Annotated in this window: 16 protein-coding genes; 8 read left to right on the top strand and 8 right to left on the bottom strand. The window is 47.1% G+C overall.

From position 1 onward, the window contains the following. Positions 1–145 precede the first annotated feature (145 nt). The 5 genes from BMZ54_RS07405 to BMZ54_RS07385 form a co-directional block, all read right to left on the bottom strand. The gene (locus BMZ54_RS07405) at positions 146–2,668 is read right to left on the bottom strand and encodes a zinc-dependent metalloprotease (RefSeq protein ID WP_202909175.1); all 2,523 of its coding nucleotides are present in this window, start codon (positions 2,666–2,668) and stop codon (positions 146–148) included. Between the two features lie 28 nt (positions 2,669–2,696). Further along, complete coding sequence (locus tag BMZ54_RS07400) at positions 2,697–4,064, bottom strand: RagB/SusD family nutrient uptake outer membrane protein (RefSeq protein WP_089908559.1); 1,368 nt, start codon at positions 4,062–4,064, stop codon at positions 2,697–2,699. 13 nt (positions 4,065–4,077) lie between these two features. Continuing rightward, positions 4,078–7,668: a SusC/RagA family TonB-linked outer membrane protein gene (locus BMZ54_RS07395; protein WP_162277491.1), complete on the bottom strand. Its 3,591-nt coding sequence runs from the start codon at positions 7,666–7,668 to the stop codon at positions 4,078–4,080. A 254-nt stretch (positions 7,669–7,922) separates the two neighbouring features. After that, positions 7,923–9,083, bottom strand: a complete 1,161-nt coding sequence (locus tag BMZ54_RS07390; RefSeq protein WP_089908553.1) for a FecR family protein — start codon at positions 9,081–9,083, stop codon at positions 7,923–7,925. A 71-nt stretch (positions 9,084–9,154) separates the two neighbouring features. Continuing rightward, positions 9,155–9,745, bottom strand: a complete 591-nt coding sequence (locus BMZ54_RS07385) for an RNA polymerase sigma factor (RefSeq protein ID WP_162277490.1) — start codon at positions 9,743–9,745, stop codon at positions 9,155–9,157. Between the two features lie 168 nt (positions 9,746–9,913). On the opposite strand from BMZ54_RS07385, the gene BMZ54_RS07380 reads away from it, so the two are divergent. Next, positions 9,914–10,657 (top strand): hypothetical protein, encoded by a 744-nt coding sequence (locus tag BMZ54_RS07380; RefSeq protein ID WP_089908547.1) that lies wholly within the window; start codon positions 9,914–9,916, stop codon positions 10,655–10,657. 24 nt (positions 10,658–10,681) lie between these two features. Then, positions 10,682–11,242 (top strand): hypothetical protein, encoded by a 561-nt coding sequence (locus tag BMZ54_RS07375; protein WP_143080932.1) that lies wholly within the window; start codon positions 10,682–10,684, stop codon positions 11,240–11,242. A gap of 145 nt (positions 11,243–11,387) precedes the next feature. On the opposite strand, the gene BMZ54_RS07370 is transcribed toward BMZ54_RS07375, so the two are convergent. Then, positions 11,388–13,781: an ABC transporter permease gene (locus BMZ54_RS07370; RefSeq protein ID WP_089908541.1), complete on the bottom strand. Its 2,394-nt coding sequence runs from the start codon at positions 13,779–13,781 to the stop codon at positions 11,388–11,390. A gap of 201 nt (positions 13,782–13,982) precedes the next feature. Here BMZ54_RS07370 and BMZ54_RS07365 point away from each other — a divergent pair, with 201 nt between their 5' ends. Both BMZ54_RS07365 and BMZ54_RS07360 read left to right on the top strand, forming a co-directional pair. Then, positions 13,983–14,717: a DUF481 domain-containing protein gene (locus BMZ54_RS07365; protein WP_238386525.1), complete on the top strand. Its 735-nt coding sequence runs from the start codon at positions 13,983–13,985 to the stop codon at positions 14,715–14,717. Positions 14,718–14,780: 63 nt separating this feature from the next. Next, positions 14,781–15,383 (top strand): SMI1/KNR4 family protein, encoded by a 603-nt coding sequence (locus tag BMZ54_RS07360; RefSeq protein WP_143080931.1) that lies wholly within the window; start codon positions 14,781–14,783, stop codon positions 15,381–15,383. A gap of 18 nt (positions 15,384–15,401) precedes the next feature. Here the strand turns inward: BMZ54_RS07360 and BMZ54_RS07355 are convergent, their stop codons facing one another. Next, on the bottom strand, positions 15,402–15,725 hold the full coding sequence (locus BMZ54_RS07355; RefSeq protein WP_089911775.1) for a hypothetical protein: 324 nt from the start codon (positions 15,723–15,725) through the stop codon (positions 15,402–15,404). Between the two features lie 150 nt (positions 15,726–15,875). Between BMZ54_RS07355 and BMZ54_RS07350 the strand changes: the two genes are divergently transcribed. The 4 genes from BMZ54_RS07350 to BMZ54_RS07335 all read left to right on the top strand — a co-directional run bounded on the left by BMZ54_RS07350 (position 15,876) and on the right by BMZ54_RS07335 (position 19,456). Next, a complete protein-coding gene (locus tag BMZ54_RS07350) occupies positions 15,876–16,319 on the top strand; it encodes a GNAT family N-acetyltransferase (RefSeq protein WP_089908536.1) in 444 nt (147 codons plus the stop codon). A gap of 191 nt (positions 16,320–16,510) precedes the next feature. Then, positions 16,511–16,978, top strand: a complete 468-nt coding sequence (locus tag BMZ54_RS07345; RefSeq protein WP_089908534.1) for a mobile mystery protein A — start codon at positions 16,511–16,513, stop codon at positions 16,976–16,978. Next, on the top strand, positions 16,969–17,571 hold the full coding sequence (locus BMZ54_RS07340) for a mobile mystery protein B (RefSeq protein ID WP_089908531.1): 603 nt from the start codon (positions 16,969–16,971) through the stop codon (positions 17,569–17,571). Before BMZ54_RS07345 ends, BMZ54_RS07340 begins: the two co-directional genes overlap by 10 nt. 265 nt (positions 17,572–17,836) lie before the next feature. Next, entirely contained in the window at positions 17,837–19,456 is a 1,620-nt protein-coding gene (locus BMZ54_RS07335) for a glycoside hydrolase family 31 protein (protein ID WP_089908528.1), read from the top strand. A 4-nt stretch (positions 19,457–19,460) separates the two neighbouring features. Here BMZ54_RS07335 and BMZ54_RS07330 read toward each other — a convergent pair whose 3' ends face one another. Beyond that, entirely contained in the window at positions 19,461–20,342 is an 882-nt protein-coding gene (locus BMZ54_RS07330) for a slipin family protein (protein ID WP_089908523.1), read from the bottom strand. Positions 20,343–20,348 lie beyond the last annotated feature (6 nt).

The raw sequence follows: 20,348 nt of genomic DNA, 5'->3' as shown, positions 1-20,348 counted from the left end.
AAATAATTACAATAAAAAACCCCCGCTGGTAAAAACCGGCAGGGGTCTCGTTGTCAATCAAAATCTAAAGTCAGTCAATTCTCTCTTCTATCAATCATAACTCCAGGAATAGTTGCGGGACAGGTTTTATATAGGATAGGAATACTTATTTGATCGCAAACTTACGCGTGATCTTATCACTCATCTCCCGCAGGTGGATCCTGGTCATATTATCCAGGGCCGGATTCAGCATATTCTTTTTGAACAGGGCCTGCTGCTTTTGCAGCTCATCCCTGAATATGCCCTGCAGGTCAGAGAACGTTGGGTGAAATGCGCCCATCATAACCGTGTATTGATCGTCCGGGGCAAAAGCCTGCTCCAGCATGCGGTTCAGGTAGGTTTGCTGCAGGTTGCGGCGGTACACATCCACATTCTTACCCTGGTACAGTTCAGTATAAATAGCCTTATCCATATCCGTTAAGAATTCCTGCACGCCATAGGCTTTTTTACCCTCTTCAATTTCTGCGGTCAGCAGGCGGCTTAAGCGGTGACGGCTTACCAGTGTGCTGATACCGGAGATCTGCAGCTCAGATAATTCCTGCGCAAAATTCACCTGGCATCTTTCAATCAGGCTTTTTTCGTTTAGCCACATAGGCGTGGTAAAGAATTCCTTTTTCAGGAATTCCATAGCCTCCAGCTGTTTGGCCCTCGGCACAATTTCCTCTACGGGCCCGGGTTCTGCCCCTACTTTAGGCGTGTGGTACGCGCCGCCAATGTACTTTATTACATGGCCGGTATAAGTTACATACTGGCTCCATACTACGCCTAACATACTCTTTACAGCGTCTGATTCTTCTTCGGGCGCAGTGGTCCATACGGCCAGCTGTGGCAGTATACGTTTCAGGTTCTTAATGCCGTACATGCCGGCTTTCATGGCATTATCGCCCAGGTCTTCGTTCTGGCTGCGCGGGTCTGCTGGTTCCATTTCATTTCCGAAGAATAAACGGTGATTCTTTCGCAGGCTATCGGTTACCATTTTGGTAAATGCCAGCTGCTCTTCCCAGGGCGACTTATATTCCGGGTGCCAGCGGTACCCCCATGCAATGGCCCACTTATCATAGTCGTTAATGCGGGGAAACAAGCCTGCTTCGCCGATGTTATCTTCCGGTTGCGCTACATAGTTAAAGCGGGCATAGTCCATAATGGAAGGCGTGTGGCCATATTTTTCCACCCAGCGTTTATTGCGCAGGCTATCTACCGGTACGGTGGAGGATGCGCCAAAGTTATGGCGCAGACCCAGCGTATGCCCTACTTCGTGGCTTGATACAAAGCGGATCAGCTGTCCCATCAGCTCATCATCAAACTCACGTTTGCGCGCGCGGGGATCCACGGCGGCGCACTGCACCAGGTACCAGTCATGTAATAATTTCATTACGTTGTGGTACCAGAAAATATGACTTTCAATGATCTCGCCGCTGCGTGGGTCAGCCACGCTGGGCCCCATGGCATTCATGATCTGCGAAGGGCGGTATATAATGGCGGAGTGGCTGGCATCGTCCAGGCTCCAGGTGCTGTCTTCCTGTTCTGTTGGGGCCATACGGGCATATACGGCATTCTTAAAACCAGCGCCTTCAAATGCGCTTTGCCAGTCGTTCACACCCTGTATCAGGTAAGGCACCCATTTTTTAGGCGTAGCAGGATCAATATAAAATACAATGGGTTTTACCGGTTCCACCAGCTCGCCCCTTTTGTATTTTTCAACGTCTGCCGGTTTAGGCTCCAGGCGCCAGCGTTTGGCATATATCACCTCTTTTACACCCTGCGGGTTGGCATCAAAATCACGGAAGCCGGTGGCAAAATAACCTACACGCTCATCCAGCAGGCGGCCCTGCATAGGCTTTTCAGGCAGCAGCACAAAAGAAGAGTTCAGCTCCATGGAGTAGTTAGGCCCGGAAGGATTAAGCCCTGCTGCATAAGTTTTCAGGGCGCGTATCTCCAGGTTGGTGGCATAGGTATGCACGTACTTAATATAGCTGCGGTCGTTCTGCTGCCCGCTTACGCCGGCCCGTTGCTTTATTTTATCATTATAGAAATACAGGATCTCGTTATCGCTGTTCAGCAGGTCGGTAACATCTATCACCAGCGCAGTGGAATCCGTATTAAAGGCGGCAATAGGAAAGGCATACGCAATCGGCTGTACGTTGTTCTTTTGCACGGCATTGAACATGGCCTTTGAGCTGTCGGAGGTGTATTCCGTGAACGACAGCCTTCTCATAAACAGCTTATTGGAAGGGCCTCTTTCAAAGCTGTAAATGGCCTCCCCTATTTCGTCGCCTGCCAGGCCCCAGGGCCCGTTACGCATGTCTACAGAGGCTTTGGCAATCCTGTTCACCGTCATAATATAGCGGCCGAACAGGGAAAAGGGTATCTCGAAATAATACTTATCCTCTTTGGTATGCACAGTAATAAAGCCCTTGCTGCTGCGCATGTCTTTGGTGATCACCTCCTCATACTTTTTAACAGGCTGCGGACCGCTTTTCTTTTTAAGAGAATCCGCATTATTCTTGTCAGTTGCAGGAACAGCTGTTGTGGTGTCTTTTTTATGCTTCTGGGCCATTGCCATGCTGCCAATGCTCATTACAGCGCATAACAGCAGAGCTGCAAAAGATCCGGTTCTTCGTTGCATCATAAAATCTATTAATGGTGATGTGTGTGAATTATCTTGGGTTAGGTGTTATTTCAGGATTCAGTTTTATGTATACGTTGGCTATCGGGAACACATAACGGTTGCTGTTAGGCGCCAGGGTATAGGTTTGCCCGCGGAAATTACTCCGGGTTACCGTGGTGGCAAAGTCTGCTTCCCGGTTCAAACGTTTCTGGTCAAACCAGCGGAAACCGCGGCCCATCAGCTCCCTGCTGCGTTCATTCACTACCTGGCGTAAAGCTGCTTTCGCGTCTGTAACACGCAGGTCCGTATAGTCGGCAGGTTTATAGCGGTGTTTGCGCAGCTCATTCAGCACATCCAGCGCAGGAGCCACATTACCGGCACGCGCTTCGGATTCTGCTTTGATCAGCATCATTTCCGGCACACAGGGGCCGGTATACACGCCCTGGCTGTTTATACGCGGGCGGTAATAACCGCGGCCAACAAAACCATTTCCGGGAAAGTTGGCCCCATCTGCCGTAAACAATGTGTAACGCAGGTCGGTATTAGGTAATAACGCCAGCAGGTCATCACTTAACGGAAAGGTGGGCAGCGTAAGGGTCATTGATTTTAGAAAAATGATCTCAGGATCCTGCAGCTTCAGTGGCAGCCCGGCGGCATTATCAGCATAATCTGCCAGGTTTAACAAGGTATGCTGCCTTGCCAGCGCACTATCCGCATACTTTCCTGCATCTGCATACAATCCCTGCTGCAGGCTGGCCCTGGCCAGTATGGCATATACTGCTGCGCGGGAAGGGATGGAAGAATAGGACGCTACATCTGCCAGCTCAGGCAACGCTGCCTGCAGATCATTCTTTACCAGGTCATACACTTCTTTAACAGATGCCCTTTTCAGGCTCCCGGTAAAATCGGGCACCGTTAATACCGGTACACCGGGATCGTTGGCTGCAGTAGCAGCATCATATTGTTTGGCATAAATATTTACCAGTGTGTAAAAAGCATATGCACGGTGTACTAACGCCTGTGCATATATGTTCCTTTTCTCTGTTTCCGTACCGCCATCGCTGTCCAGCACACCGGCGGTTACCAGGTTACAGTAATACACCTGTTTATAAAGCCCGTCCCAGTCCCCGTCGTTTACATCAATAAAGATCTCAGGCGCCCAGGTATAGGCTTTTACATCCAGGTCGCGCATATTTCTCTGGTAGTTGGTATCGCTGATATTCACTTCATCAGACGCCATCTCCGGGTAGTAGTATGTTCTTTCCATTACCTGCGAATAGTTCAGCAGGGCCTGGAAATCTTTTGTATAATGCAGGGTACGCGTGCCCACCTGGTCTATTTCCACGTATTTGCGGCAACCGGCTCCTGTTAATAATATAAAAAGAGCTGCCACACTTATATATATGATCCTGTTCATTATTGGCAAGTATTTAGAAAGTAACATTGACATTGAAAGAATAATTCCTCACCGGCGGCCAGCTGGTATAAGCTCCTGAGAACATGTAATCCGGGTCTATATGCTCTTTATTCTTACGCCAGATGATGCCCAGGTTGTTAGCGGAGGCCCGCACGCTCAGCGACTTCATTACCTTTATGCGGTTCAGCACTGCGTTGGGCAGCGTGTATCCCAGCGACACCATCTGCAGGCGTATATGATCTCCGTCAATCACATTCACAGACGACGTCATGTAACGTTGTATGCTGGTGCCATTGAAGTTCATAAGGCCCGGTACATTGGTAAAGGCTTCATCACCGGGTTTGCGCCAGCGGTTCACCAGGGTTTTGCTGGTAGTAAGGAAGCCGCTGGATTCACTGCCGGTAGGGTAATTACTGATATTGATGTCATTTTTCAGCACCTTGTATCCCATGTAATAAGAGAGCTGCATACCCAGTGAGAACTGCTTCCAGCGCAGGTTCTGCGAAAAGCCGCCAAACCAGGGTGCTGTAGTGCGCCCGGCATATAACAGATCTTCCGGCGTAAAATCCGTTGTTTCGGAAGAAGGAATGATCTTACCATTACGGTCATAGATCTGCGACTGTCCCTGGTTATCCAGGCCTGCCCAGCGGTACACAAACAGATTATCCGTAGGGTAACCGGTGGCAACAACCGGCGATCCTGAAGGCGATGTGGTTTTGTTCGGGAAACGGTTGTCCGTTACTTTATTAGTGCTGTAGGTAATATTAAAGCTGGCATTCCAGTTCCAGTCCCTGCTTCTCAGCACATCCCCGCTTACGCTGAATTCCACACCATGGCTGCGCATATCCGCCGCGTTGTAGGATAGGAAGTCCCAGCCATAGGTAGGATTAATAGGCAGGCTGGATAAGATGCCATAAGAATGTTTGTTATAGATATCCATGGTTACCATTAACCGGCCGGCAAACAGGGTTGCATCTGTTCCAAAGTTCAGGGTACGGGTAGTTTCCCAGCTCAGGTCGCGGTTTGCAGGCAGCCCCACGTAAGCGCCGGGTTGTGCCTGTGTAATGCCATCCGGAGCTACCAGGCTAATGATCGCAAATGGTGTGGCCGACATGGGAATGGTGCCACCTGTGCCCAATGAAGCGCGTACATCCAGGCCATTTACCCAGCGCACATTTTCCAGGAACGATTCCCGTTTCAGATCCCATTTCAAACCTGCTGACCATAATGGTTTGGCCCTGTTCCTGCGCTCCACGCCTACCAGGTTGTGATCATCAAACCGCAGGCTGCCAGAGGCAGTGTAACGGTAATTATAGGTATAGGAAGCATTTCCGTAATAGGAAAGGTAACGCGCCTTGTTCACTTGTATGTTGGATTGCTGCGCACCAATGGTAGCAGTGCTGCCATAAAATGTTTTATAAGGCGTGGTAGGGTTCACGGATACAGCGTTATAGGTATCTTCATCAAATCCAAAATGTCCCTGGCTGTAACCGCTGCCGGTGGATTGGCGGATCTCTGTACCGGCAATCATATTGAACTGGTGCTTTTCGTAAAAGCGTTTGTCAATGCTTAGCTGTCCCCGCAGTGAATAATCTTCCGTTGCCGTATGGCTGGTATACATAATGCCCCCCAACGGAACGCCGTAAACAGGCTTGCCATTGGTGAAGGAAGTGCCGGTGTTAATAAGGCTTTTCACTACATAAGAGTTCTGCTTTTGCAGGTTGCTCATGTCTACCAGGTTACGCTGGTACATACCAGAAAAGTCAAGCTCCAGCCAGTCTGTGATCTTACCCCTGATCTGGGAAGTGAGGCGGGTGGCCGTGGTTTTGTAAATGTTGCTGGATTGCAGCTCCTCAAACGGGCTGTAGGTCCAGGGGATCATGCCCAGTTTGGTGAGGCTATCCACCACATGCGGCATATAATCAATAGCACGGTTTATAGGTTTACCCTGCTCATCCACCAGCATATCATAAGGCCGCAGGCCCAGGTTACCAGGGCTCATGGCTGTTTGCGCAGCATTGTTCACCATACGGTCGCTATACACCTGGTTTAAACCGGTGGTAATGGTCAGGCGCCTGTTAAAGAAATCATTGGTAAGGTTGGCCAGTAATAAATAATTTTTGCTGCTGTTGTTCTTAAACACCGGCGAGTTAGCGGAGTAATTGCCGGAAATATAATAGCTGGTATTGCCTGCGCCGCCGGACAGCGACAAATTATATTGCTGTGTAACCGCCTGCTGCATCAGGTATTTGCGCAGCTGGCTACTATTGTTACGTTGTGAAAGCTCCTGCAGCTTTGCATCCAGCTGTGTGGAAGTAATATCCCCGCGTTGGGCCGCATACATGGCCAATGCTGCATCATCCACATTCGGATAGCGCCAATTCGTGGTAGGATCGGATTTAAAATATCCCTTCTCATACAGCTCTTTCTCAAAATCCACATACTGTGCGCTGTTCATCATATTGGCCTTGCTCATATCCGGTGTAGATGAAACACTGATAGTGGAGCTGGCCGTTACGCTGGTACGGCCTTTCACACCCTTTTTAGTTTCAATCACTATTACACCATTAGCTGCCCTGGAACCCCAGATAGACGCTGCTGCCGCATCTTTCAGAAAAGTGATGCTCTGGATATCGGCCGGGTTAAAAATGCTTAATATGGTAGCATTGCTGATGGGTATTCCACTGCGGGAGTTTGGGCTTACAGCACCTTCACCCAAAGGAGAACCGGGATAGTTAGCCAGGTTCTGCTCAATGGCAGGGAAACCATCAATAACGATCAGCGGCGTGCTTACATTTCTATCTTTACCAGTGGCAAAGTTATTGGCGCCCCTGATCTGTATGCGGTTATTGGCCAGGTCAAAATGTACGCCGGGCACTTTACCTTCCAGCCTTTCAGCCAGGTTAATGGAAGGGTTGGCATCAATTTCTTTTGCAGTGATAAGGGTGTAAGAGCCGGTGGATGTATAGCGGTTGATCTTCTGATAACCGGTGCTGGCAACGCTTACCTCCACCGGTCCCAGCTCAAACCTTTGTTTGTACATCACCAGGCGCAGGTCTACCGTTTCTCCTTTTACCTTTATTTTCTTTTCCAGTTTGGAATAGCTGATGTGGGTGATCACCAGCGTATAGTTGCCCGGCGGTACTTCACCAAAAGAAAAGCTGCCTGCCGCATCTGTTACAACATGCAGGCCCAGCGGCTGTAAGGTCAGGGATGCATTTTCAATCGGCTGGCTTTCCTCATCCAGCAAACGGCCGAAAATATACTGTGGCTTTTCCTGTGCGGCGCGGTCCAGCAGCTGGTTTATGACAGACTTTTTGCTGATCACAATGGTCCGGTCCTTAAAGGTGTAACTTAAAGGCAGGTCCTGCAAAGCCTCGTTCATAAAGCTTTTCAGCGGCTGTTCCTTTGCATTCAGCGTTACGCCCTGCAGCGTATCCACCATGCCCTGGTCATAAAAAACCACGTAGCCGGTTTGCTGTTTGATGGCCTTAAATACATTCACCAATGACTCATTCCTGCAGGTATAGGTAACGGTCTGCGAATAGCTGCTGGCGCTTACCTGCAAGCAGGCGGCCAGCAAGATGATGGTTGATAACTTCATAACACGCAGTGTTAGAGTACGTAACCGGCGGTTGTCCTTTAAATTGTCGTCCCCCGACAACCGGTTATTGCTGCCTACAGGCATGGCAATAACCTCCCGGTTACAAAAAGTCTTAAAATGCATACTTTTGTAAAGGTTTTTGGTTGATTATAATAATTGTGTCTTTCAGCAGACCTTATTCTAAACCGGCCAAACGCTCTGCCGTTCTACCTCCCCGTAGAACGGCTTCTTTTTGGCGCGGGTTTGCCCGTAGGTTAGCCGGGCAATACGATTAGCTTCTTTTCATTTTCTATTTTAAATTTCACATCCATTGTTTGCAGTATTTCCAGCACTTCAGACAGGGGCAGGCTGCGTTGTATTTCCCCGCCGAACTTGCGTACCGGCACTTTGCCGCTGAACACCACTTCTATATCATACCAGCGGGCCAGCTGCCGCATTACTTCCGGCAGTCCTTTGCCGCTGAAGTTAAAGCTGCCGTTCTTCCAGGCTATGGCCTGGTCGGTATCCGCATGGCTCAGCACCTGCAGGCTGCCACTGGCAGTGGTTTGCGCCTGCTGACCGGGTTGCAGCACCTGGCCTGCAGCGCCGGCTGTTACTTTAATGCTGCCTTGCAGCAGGGTGGTATTTACCGTGGCTTCATCCGTATAGGCGTTTATGTTAAAGCTGGTGCCCAGCACCTGTATGGCGGTATGGTTGGCTGTTACCATAAAAGGTTTGTTAGCCATTTGCGCTACTTCAAAGTACACTTCCCCGGTTACCGTTACACTACGTTCTGCACCGGTAAAGGCCGTGGGGTATGTAATGGACGATGCGGCATTCAGCCATACGCCCGTACCATCCGGCAGGGTTAAGCGGAACTGCCCGCCCCTGGGCGTTGTAAGGGTATTATAGCTTAACAGCGCGCCGCTGTTTGCGGCATTATACAGTAAGTGACCGCCCTGCTGGCTCACCGTAGCATTGCCCTGTTGAATGGTGCGGTTACCGGCGCTGTCCAGCATCACCCTGGAACCATCTGCCAGGGTAAGCACGGCTTTATTGCTGCCGGGCAAAATAACGGGTACTGCTGCCTGGCTTATTTCCTGCCGGGTGGCTAAGCGCTGCTGCCAGATAATAGCACCGGCCACCAGCAGCACTCCTATAACCGCTGCTGCGGCCCAGCCATAGCGGTACAGCGGTATTACCCGTTTTTGCGGAGCGCCTAAAATATTCAGTAATAAGGGCTGACCTGTTTCCTTGCTGAAACGCTCATCTGCTATAGACAGCGCTTCCCATTGCTGCTGCAGCAGTGCTGATAGCTGCGCCGGCGAGCCGGGATCGCTGGCCATTAACTCCATCAGTTCCGCTTCTTCTTCCGTGGTGATCCTGTCGTTGTAGTAAAGCTCAAATAAATGTTGAATACGTTCCCTGGATGTCATGGATCAGATTGGTGGTTTGTATATAGGACAAAACGGGAAGTGAAAAAGTAGATATAGGGCAGTAAAAAAATCTATAAAAATTTCCGGAGCAATAATAAAGGGATGGTAATCAGTGGGTGACGCTCTTTTATATAATCGCTGATGGCGGCTACGGCCAGCTGCATATATTTTTTAACGGTAGGCACGGTAAGCCCGGTTTGGGCGGCTATTTCGGCCTGGCGCAGGCGCTGCCGGCGGCTAAGCAGGTATACTTTTTTCTGCTGGGGTGGCAGGTGGTGAATGGCTTCATCTATCAGGGAATGCAGGGTATGCAGGTCATCCTCTTTTTCTGTTTCCGTGTATTCCTGCAGGTAAGCGGTACGGTTACTTCTTTCACGGGCCGTTTTCTGTAAAGCGTTCAGGGCCCGGTTCTTAGCCATTACCCACAGGTAGGGCCTGAAGGCAGCGATATTACCAAGGCTTTCCCTGGTCATCCAGATCTTGAAGAATACATCCTGCACAATTTCTTCCGTTTCAGGTAATGAGCGGGTGATGCGGAATACATGTGTAGACAGCAGCGGATAGTATTGGTTGAATAACAGGGTAAAGGCAGCTTCATCGCCTGCCGATACTTTTTTCAATAACACCTGCTCTTCCGCTAAAGGTGCCTCTTCTGCACTCAAAATTTACCTCCTGGATTTACTTTACTACCGGATAAAAATAGTAAAAATGAGAAACCATTACAATATTTAATACTTAGTAAGGTATTAAGGGCGATTTTAAAATTTTTTTTTGAAGGAAAAATTTCTACTTTTCAACTGTTGTTATTGAAACCCTTAAAGTCCGTAAGAATGTTTTTTACCCGTTATCGTACCCTGCTGCCCTGTACCTTAATGCTTATTTTTTCCACCGCAAAAGCACAATCCATACTGCCTGTTAACCTGGGCGAAGGTTCATTACAAGTAAAAATGTATATAGTTCCAAAAAGCGATAGCCTGCGCTTTGATGCGCATGGAAAGTTATACGAACATTATGTTTACTATGTAAAAAAAAACAAGGTTTTCAGAAAAGAATCCATTGAGGCGCCCATTACGTCAGTTGTACATAATGGAGGTAATTCAACAGAACTAACTATTAACCGTTCCAGGCCAGCTTGCGTATTTGATGTTATACGTAAACTTGCCTATACATTTGATTTGCAATATTTAAAACGCTATGTTACCATTGACTCCTTAAAAGATAAAGGTGATGAGATATTTTACAGGACCATGTTTACTGAAAAAAATGCTCATATAAAAATTACTGGAGTTAAGCTACATCCGCTTATTATGCAAGTTATCCGCAATGGTACGGATACCTGCTACTTTAAATATGCTAAAGAAAAATTACCTATGGTATCGCCCCTGGCCATCTTTGCTCCAGCATTTAAATACCCTATTGTGGCTGTAAATTTTTCTTTAAAAAATGCAAAGGGTCAAAATTCAGGTTCAAGAATGATCATTGCTATTTCGGAAGTAAAAGGTCAGCCGCTACAGGATTCCCTTTTCACTTTTTCTTCAACCGCCATTATACAAGACCATACACGCTCAAAATAATTTCCAACACTTAAATCTTAAATGATGAAAACATCTGTTTTATCCCTAACGGGAATGCTGGTATTTATTACTGCCTGCCAGAAAACCGAACAAGTAAAGCTTACATCCATTCAAAAAACGTCTAACCTACTGGTCCATCAAGAGACGACACTAGATTCGACTTCCCGCATCTTTGCAGTTGATCCAACTACTCCCTTTCCGATATCAGAAGAAACGGCGGCCCAAACCATTGAACACTCTCAGGACGGGACAGTTACCAATTACAAAATAACAGCCCACTTTAGCCAGATGGAATCAAAGGCCCTACCCAGTTTCTATACTGTTGAATTTGGTTTCGGCGGTACCGTACGTGGCGTGTGGTCCTCAACTTTAGAGTATACCGGATGGGATCAATTCACAACATGGACCTATGCACAAACACAGGGAACCGTAAGTACTGATGAAATTGTAACCACTATAGGCACTGCGACAGAAACAATAAGTGGGGGTGGCGTCACCGGCGTAACTAAATACCGCGCAGAAGTAAAAAGTTCACCTGCTGGTGCTAACATATTCTTGTCCAAAATCACTTTTAGCAGATACTAATATCTGCCAACATAAATGGACCTGTCTTTGAGATAGGTCCATTACATTATCACTATCATTAGCTGGTTAACGCCACACTAGCCAAAAATAACCTGCTATTTATCGTGCGTGGTCGGTAATCCACTACGCATCGAATTCGTGCTATTTACTCCGATCTTAAAGATTGTATAGGATTTACCAGCGCGGCTTTTATAGACTGGAAGCTGATAGTGAACAGGGCCACAGCTACTGCCAGCAGGCCGGATAGGGCAAATACCCACCACTCCACTGTGGTGCGGTAAGCAAAACCCTGCAGCCATTGGTACATGGTATACCATACCACCGGCACCGCTATAACAACCGCTATGAGCACCAGTTTTATAAGGTCTTTTGAAAGCAGCGTTACCACATTCAGCACAGAGGCGCCCATTACTTTGCGGATGCCTATTTCCTTGGTGCGCTGCACCGTGCTGTAAGCTACCAGGCCCAGTAAACCCAGGCAGGACACAAAAATGGCCAGTATGGAAAAATAGAAGAACAGGTTACCAAAACGTTCTTCGCCGCGGTATTGCTTGTCAAAAGAAGCATCCAGGAAGTTATAGGTGAAAGGGCGGCCCGGTATCAGCGCATTCCATTCTTTTTCAATAGCAGCCATGGTATTGGGCAGGCCATCCGCAGTTACATGTACGGAAAGCTGCCAGAAGTCGCCGGGCTCAATGCGCATGGTTAAAGGTTTTATTGCCTGCTGCAGGGAGCGTACATGGAAATCTTTTAACACCCCTATGATCTTTCCTTCCCGCCCCCATTGGCTAAAACGCCTGCCTATGGCCTGCTGCGGGGTACTGTATCCAAGCACTTTAGCAGTGGCTTCATTAATGACCATGGCCTGGGTAGAATCTGTAGGCATATCCAGCGAAAAAGCGCGGCCTGCTGCCAGCTTCAGTTTATATTGACGGATATAATCAAAGTCTACGAAATAAAGATCCATATTGGATTCCTGCATTTCGCTGTTCACATTCTCCAGCTTCGTATAGGCGCTGGCACTGCTGCCACCCGGTACAGCGCTGGAAAAAGTGGTGCCCTTTACCCCCTTCAGGTGGCTGATGGCATCCCGGAAAGCATATTGAGGCTTTTCTGTAAAAGTGCTGATCACCAGCATCTGGTCTTTTTGAAAACCAAGATCCTGGCTGCGCATATAGCTCATTTGCCGGTACACGATTATGGTAGCGGCTATTAAGGTCAGGGAAATGGTGAACTGTGTTATTACTAACCCTTTTCTAAGCAGCACACCTTTGCCCCCGGTAATGAACCGCCCCTTCAGCACCGTTACTGGTCTGAAAGCTGACAGTACCCATGCCGGGTAGCTACCTGCCAGCAAGCCAATACCCATTGCGCCCAGCCACAGGCACCCGATCGCAGGTAAGTTCTGGAACAGGCCTTTGCTCACCGTTTTACCGGCCAGCTGGTTAAATAAGGGTATCAGCATGGATGAGAGGATCAGGGTTAATAAAAAAGCGCCGAAACAAAGTATAATGGATTCCCCGATGAACTGCAGGGAAAGCTGGCGCCTCAGGGCGCCCACCACTTTGCGGATGCCCACTTCTTTTGCACGTTCCGCTGCACGGGCGGTAGTAAGGTTAATAAAGTTGAAACAGGCTATCAGCAGTATCAGCACCGCCACTACAGAAAAAATATACACGTTGCGTTCGCTGCCATCCACCCCGCTGTAGTCCTTGTTGCCAAAATGCAGATACACCTCTTTCAGCGGGTGTAAGGTAAGCGTGTAATACATTTTGTTCTTTGCCATCATTTCACCGATGTGGCGCTGAAAAAAGGCCGGCAGCTTTGCTTCCAGCGTTTGGGGATTGGTGTTCGGGTACAGCAGCAGGTAAGATGCGGGGTGATGATTCGTCCAGTTATTCGCATAATTCTTTGCATACACCTGTATAAGACTGGGCATCGATAACAGCATGCTTGCTTTTATCTGCGAGTTTTCCGGGAAGTCCTCCATTAAGCCGGTTACCGTAGCTGTTCTGCCGCCATCTTCTGTATCAAACATGAGTGTTTGTCCTACCGGATCCTCCTTCCCAAAATATTTTTTTGCCGTGGTTTGTGTAAGCACTACGCTGAAGGGTGCCTGCAAAGCCTTGTCTATATCCCCTTTCAGCAGCTTAAAATCAAACACACGGAAAAAGGTAGAATCCACTGCGCGTATATTACTCTCCTGGAATTTAAGGTTCCCTTTCCTTACCAGCACCTCCAGGTCGGCTACCCGCACATAAGATTCCACTTCCGGGAAATCATTTTTAATGGCTGGTACAACCGGGATGTTAGTGATCCCGCTGTGTATAACTTCTGTAGGCGTTTTCACATCCGTAGCCAGCCGGTAAATGCGGTCTGCCTTCGTGTGAAAGCTATCATAGCTTAATTCAAAATGAACGTACAGGAAAATGAGGAAGCAGGCCGTCATACCAACCGCAAGGCCGGTGATGTTTATGAAAGAGAATACTTTATGCTTCCACAGGTTGCGCAGGGCAATTTTCAGGTAATTCTTAAGCATGTGCAGACGCTTTAGCCGTTGGAACGCAACAAACCTGCCAATACACTGCATACGTTGCTGTAGCGTGTTTCCGGACCTTACCGGTTGCAAAGCTGTCCGCCTGCGGACGGGGCATTGTCCGTTTACGGACAAAAAAAGCCAGCACTTCGGGCACGTTAATTGCGGCCCCGTACCACCGTACTTGTTAAATATAAGCTGCTGATGATGAAGCGTATAGTTGTACTATTAATATTATTAACGCCTGGCCTCAGCGCCCGGGCACAGTTTAGCGATTCTACCCACTATTATGTAAAGTATGCCTCTACCGGCTCTATTAACCGTACTAACGACGGCAATTCTTATTTGCTGAACAATATGGCGGCTTTTAAGGTAAGCAAGAAGAAAGTGGTGCTGAATGCCGGCGCCAGCTATGTGTACGGGCAGCAGGATAAAGCACTGACCAATAATGATGTAACCGCAGCGCTAGACTTTAACCTGTACCAGCAAAACCACCGCTTTTTTTACTGGGGACTGGCCAGCTACGATAAAAGCTTTTCCCTGAAGATCAACGACCGTTTCCAGGGAGGCCTGGGCGCGGCCTATGATGTGATCAGCCGCCCCAATGCCACGCTTACATTAAGCGATGGGATCCTGTTCGAGAACAGCGACCTTTTCCTGAAAGATACCATCCCGGATGTATATCACACTTTCCGTAACTCTTTCCGGGTCACCTATAAATGGACCATTAAGAACATTATTGTGCTGGAAGGCGCCCAGTATTTCCAGCAATCCCTCCAGAACGGGGAGGATTTTATTATTAAAAGCAACAACTCTCTTTCCCTGAAGCTGCGTTCCTGGCTGGCTATAACTGCCGCCCTTAGCTATAACAAGCTAAATCGTACCGATCGGGAGAATCTGCTCATCAACTACGGTGTGACAATAGAGAAATATTTTTAACACGCGGTACAATCATTCAGATTTTTATTAATTTGTCCGCAGAACAAGGATGCCAACTATCTTATGAGTCGTCAACACCTATTTGGTATAATCAAACAAGTGGTAGATAAGTATTTTGATTTCATGGAGGAGATCCGCGGCAACCAGTACATAGCAGAAGAAGTACCGGATGCCATGGCAGATCACCGCCACCTCCCTGATGATGAAGAAATAACCTACTGGAAACCCCTTCCCAGCACTGTAACAGATACGCAGCTGTATTTGCTGGAAGAGTTCTTAGGCAGCCAGCTACCCCCCTCTTACAAAGCCTTTTTACAGTACCTGCATTTTATTGAGCTACCGCTGGGCCTGCCACGTATCTCCTTCTTCAAAAGCATTCCCGATGATTGGCTGGATAGCATGAAAGAATGGATCATTGGATACCCTGCAGAGCTGATGGATCATGGCTACCTGCCTATAGCTGATTACAGCGATTACGGTGTGGTATGTTTTGACAGCCATGGCACTACCCAGCCCGATGTGGATTACCCCCTGGTATGGCTGGATCATGAGGATAACTACACAAAGCCAAGACCCTTAGCTGCAAACTTTGTGGAGCTGTTTGAGAAGCTGGATGTGCAGCTGGATAAATGGATTGTGCGGAAACGGGCGGAGAGGGATAATTAATAATTAAGGAATGAATAATTACCCCTTCTCCACTACTTCTTCATAGATGCCCCTTTCTATGGTAATTCCGGTTTGCTCTAAAAATTGCGGCATATTAAAACCTATTCTTTTGTACTCTGCCTGCACTGCGGCTTTTGCGTTGTTGATCACCGTTTCATTTTCCCATACCGCTATGGTTACAAAGATTAAATTTCCTTTTTCATCCCTATGCTGATAAGCGGCATCGTGCATAAAGCCCGGTAGTTTCTTAATAAAATTGCGGTTGTAATTTACCCGTTGCATAAAGGCATCAATAGCGGGCTGCGGTACTATGAACCGGTCGATCAGTGTTTGTTGTGTCATAACTTTTTTGTTGTTTTCTTGTCCGGAAACCTGGGTGAATGCCAGTAGCAGCAATAAACACAGGCAGCTGAATTGTTTCATATTTTTAATGCAAAGCTATTGGGGAAATAAGAGGGTGGATTGTAAAAAATCATTGATTAATATCGTAAGATGAATATTGTAGCATATAACTCAACTTTCCGCGATGCCTGTATTGCTATTTTTGAGAGTAATATCCCTGCATTCTTTGCACCGGAAGAAAAGGCCTTATTTACAGACTGGCTGGATAACCATACGGCAACAGGTTATTACGTAGTAGAACAGGATGGCGGCATTCTTGCCTGTGGCGGGATTTTTTACTTCCCTGCGAAACAGGTAGCTGTACTTACCTGGGGCATGGTGCATGCGGATCATCACCGCCAGGGCATTGGCAAACTATTTACGCGCTATAGGCTGGAACTACTGCAGAAGCAGCATCCGGAGGCCCTTTGCAGGATTGAGACCAGCCAGCACACGAAAGCGTTTTATGAAGGCCTGGGGTTTGTGGCAAAGGAGGTTGTAAAAGACGGTTTTGGGAAGGGGCTGGATAAGTGGGAGATGGAGAAAACATTATAACCTTCATACATTTTAAGTAGAGCATTTGGATTGTTTCAGCAGAAATAATTAAAGAAATAACTTTATTTTCGAACATTTTTTTAAAGTTATATCTTTAATTATTAGTCACAGTTTAAAGTTATAGCTTTATAATATATACATTATTTAAAGTTATTACTTTAATTTAATTAAGATTTTAAAGGTAAAACCATATGAAATCTACGAATAACAAGCTTGTTATAAGACAGTTAGACAAGAAGTTGCAGGAATTGCAGCCTTTAAAAAAAATAATGACCACCTTTTCCAAAGGATGGTTGAACGCAATCCGGAGGAGTTTGAACATGTCCCAACGACAATTAGGCAATCGCTTGTCCATGACCCCGCAGGGCGTAATGGATATTGAGAAACGCGAAATAGAAGGTACAATAACGCTAAATACGCTGAAGCAATTTGCCGAAGCGTTGGATATGCAGTTGGTTTACGGCCTTATTCCCAAAGAAGGATCATTGGAAAAAATGATCGGGATTAAAGCACGCCAGATGGCAACCAAAATAGTTATGCGCACATCCACGACCATGAAACTGGAAGATCAAGAGAACTCCCAAGAGCGAATTGACCAGGCGATCAATGAATTAACAGAAGAAATTATACGAAATATACCGAGAAGCTTATGGGATTAGAACTTCAATACCAGGAAGGTCAAACTCCTCTCGATGAAGATGAAAAAGAAGATCTGTTGATCCCATCCATTACCACAAGAGGTGAATTAGATGAAGTAGAGCAGCGCAATATCGAAGAAGCGATTCTTTGGACGATCCGGCGGCGCAGGAAATTTACTCCTGAAGAAATCTTAAGCGTAGCGTTTATAAAAGAAGTGCATGTAAAAATGTTAGGCGGCGTATGGGCTTGGGCTGGTTCCTTTCGTAAGACCAACAAAAATATTGGTGTAGATAAACACCTTATCTCTACAGACCTCAAGATGCTGCTGGATGATTGTAAATTTTGGATCGAAAACAAAACCTTCAGTGAGGATGAAATCGCCTTACGTTTTAAGCATCGTATCGTATCTATCCATTGCTTCTCCAATGGTAACGGACGGCATTCCCGTCTTATGGCGGATATTATCATAGAAAAAATATTCGGCCGGCCGGTATTCACCTGGGGGGAAAAGGATCTGGTCCAACATAGTGAGGTTCGTACGCTGTATCTCAAAGCGTTGCGTGCAGCGGATAAAAGCAACTACGATCTATTGATTCAATTCGCACGTTCGTGATTTTTTTCACTCAATCAAAAAAATAGTTAATCCCTACAAAAGACAAGTGAAACTATTCTACGCACTTTATGCGGCGATTAGAACATATATTCTCCGCATAACACAGGCAACAACATACTTAGCGGCACATTATAAAAATGCCAGGATCAAAAATATATCCGCGCACCCCATTGCAACCTCCACGATAAATACCTATTTTAAAGCCTAATATTTGAAGCTAACACCGGCTCCCCTACTTGCATCCAGAAAAATGAACTATCAAACCATGACCATTCTAAAATTCACAAAGCACATCATTGCTGCTTCGCTCATGATACTGCCGCTTTTCTCAGCGGCGCAGCAAGGGGGGCAAAAACATATCAAACTATTAAAAGGTGAACGCTGGTATGGCGGAACGGTGGATGAAGGCAACCTGGCTCCTTATGAACCAGGGTATAAATTTGATCTTTCCGGGAATAATAACGGTAACCAGTCAGCGCCACTTTTGGTTTCTACTGCCGGAAGGTACATCTGGAGCAACCAGCCATTTAAATTCATGCTTTCGGAAAATGAGCTGCTGATCTCAGATAACTCCGACAGTGTAAATATTTATAACGCCGGCAAAACCCTGTCCGATGCCTTCACATCTGCCAGCAACAAACATTTCAAGGCCAGTGGACAAATGCCTGACAGCCTGCTGTTCACCCGCCCGCAATATAATACCTGGATAGAGCTCGTTTATAACCAGAACCAACCTGATATTCTTAAGTATGCCCATGCCATCATTGACAACGGTTTTCCGCCCGGTGTGCTGATGATCGATGATAACTGGGCCGACTATTACGGTAAATTCCAATTCAGGAAGGACCGGTTTCCTGATGCAAAACAAATGATCCTTGAATTACATCAGTTAGGCTTCAAGGTAATGATCTGGGTAAGTCCGTTCATATCACCGGATACTGAGATCTTCCGTGAACTAAACGATGACCGGTACCTGATCATGGATAGCAAAGGTAATAAAGCCCTGAGGTGGAAAGATGCCACCCAACCGGCGATCATCAGCTGGTGGAACGGCTATAGCGCATGCCTCGATTTCACCAATTCCGGCGCGCAGACCTGGTATAAAAAGCAGCTGGATAATATGAGCTCCCAATACGGGGTTGACGGTTTTAAATTCGACGCCGGAGATATTGAATTCTATACCGGGAATATACTCACCTATGAAAAAAAGAACGCCAATGAACAGTGCGAGCTATGGGGTGTATTTGGCACTTACTATAAGCTGAATGAATACCGCGCCATGTGGAAAAGAGGCGGCCAGCCCCTTGCCGAACGGCTCCGCGATAAAAAGCATAATTGGAACGATCTGAAAAAGCTGATCCCGAACATGATTGCGGCGGGCTTATTGGGCTACCAGTTCACCTGCCCTGATATGATCGGTGGTGGAGAATACGGTTCGTTTATTGGCCTTGCCAATTTTGACCAGGACCTGGTGGTACGTTCTGCTGAATGCAGCGCATTAATGCCCATGATGCAGTTTTCCGTTGCACCCTGGCGTATCCTGGACAAGGAGCACCTGGCAGCGGTAAAAAAGGCCGTAGCACTCCGGAAAAAATATACGCCCTACATTCTTCAAACAGTAAGCGCATCAGCTAAAAGCGGGGAACCGGTTGTCCGCTGTATGGAATATGTTTTTCCTAACCAGGGCCTTTCAGCTGTCAAAGACCAGTTTATGCTGGGGGATCGCCTGATGGTGGCCCCGGTGCTTGATAAAACATCCACCAGGACCGTATTATTTCCGAAAGGCAAATGGGTGGGGCAAGATGGGAAAGTATTTACCGGCCCATTAAAAGCAGTGATCCAGGCCCCCATCGGGGAGCTGCCCGCCTTTGACAGAATAGATTAACTGATCATGGCTCATTTGATTTTGCCAAAGAAATTAAGCCACCGGTAGCGCCCAGGTTCATGGAATCCAGTGCGGAGCTAGGCACAATTACCATAGATCCTTTTTCCTTCAAACCTTCAAATAACATATTCATTGCTCTCAGGTGCAGGGCAACAGGATTATTGATATACTGCTCACTTGCCTTCGCAAATTTTTCGGCGATCTCAGTTTCAGCAGTACCCAGGATCACCCTTGCCCGGCGCTCCCTTTCAGCCTGCGCTTCCTTACTCATGGCGTCTGCTAATGTTTGTGGAATAATAATGTCTTTTATCCCTACATTCTGGCAGGTGATGCCCCATGAATTGGTATGCTCATCCAGGATCCTTTGCAGCACTTCCGCCACCTTATCCCTTTCCTGCAGTAATTCCGCTAATTCATGCTTCCCGATCGTATCCCTTAACCCCGTTTGGGCGATATATGAAATTGCTACTTCATAGTCCTGCACTTCCAGCGCTGCCTTTTCCACATCCCAAACAGTCCAGTATACTACGGCATCCACATTTACCGGCACGGTATCTTTGGTAAGCGTTTGTTCCGCTTTAAAGTCAGTAACCCTAACCCGCTGGTCAATATAGTTATCTACTTTATCAACGATGGGAATAATAAAAAAGATACCGGGTCCTTTCAAACCCACGTATTTACCCATTCTCAGGATAATAGCTTTCTCCCACTGATCTGCTATGTGTATGGAACTGGCAATGAATAAAGAAATAAGCAGGGACAAAACCAGGAACGGAATATTCAGGAACCCTAAATAATAAAGGCCAACGGAGGCTCCTGCCAACACAAAAAAGACTACCCTCGAAATGGGGTTCAACCCTAATTTTATATTCTTTTTTGTTCTCATTATATT

The organism is Chitinophaga rupis, assembly GCF_900109685.1.
GTDB lineage: Bacteria > Bacteroidota > Bacteroidia > Chitinophagales > Chitinophagaceae > Chitinophaga > Chitinophaga rupis.
This window is presented reverse-complemented; position numbering and strand designations above follow the sequence as displayed.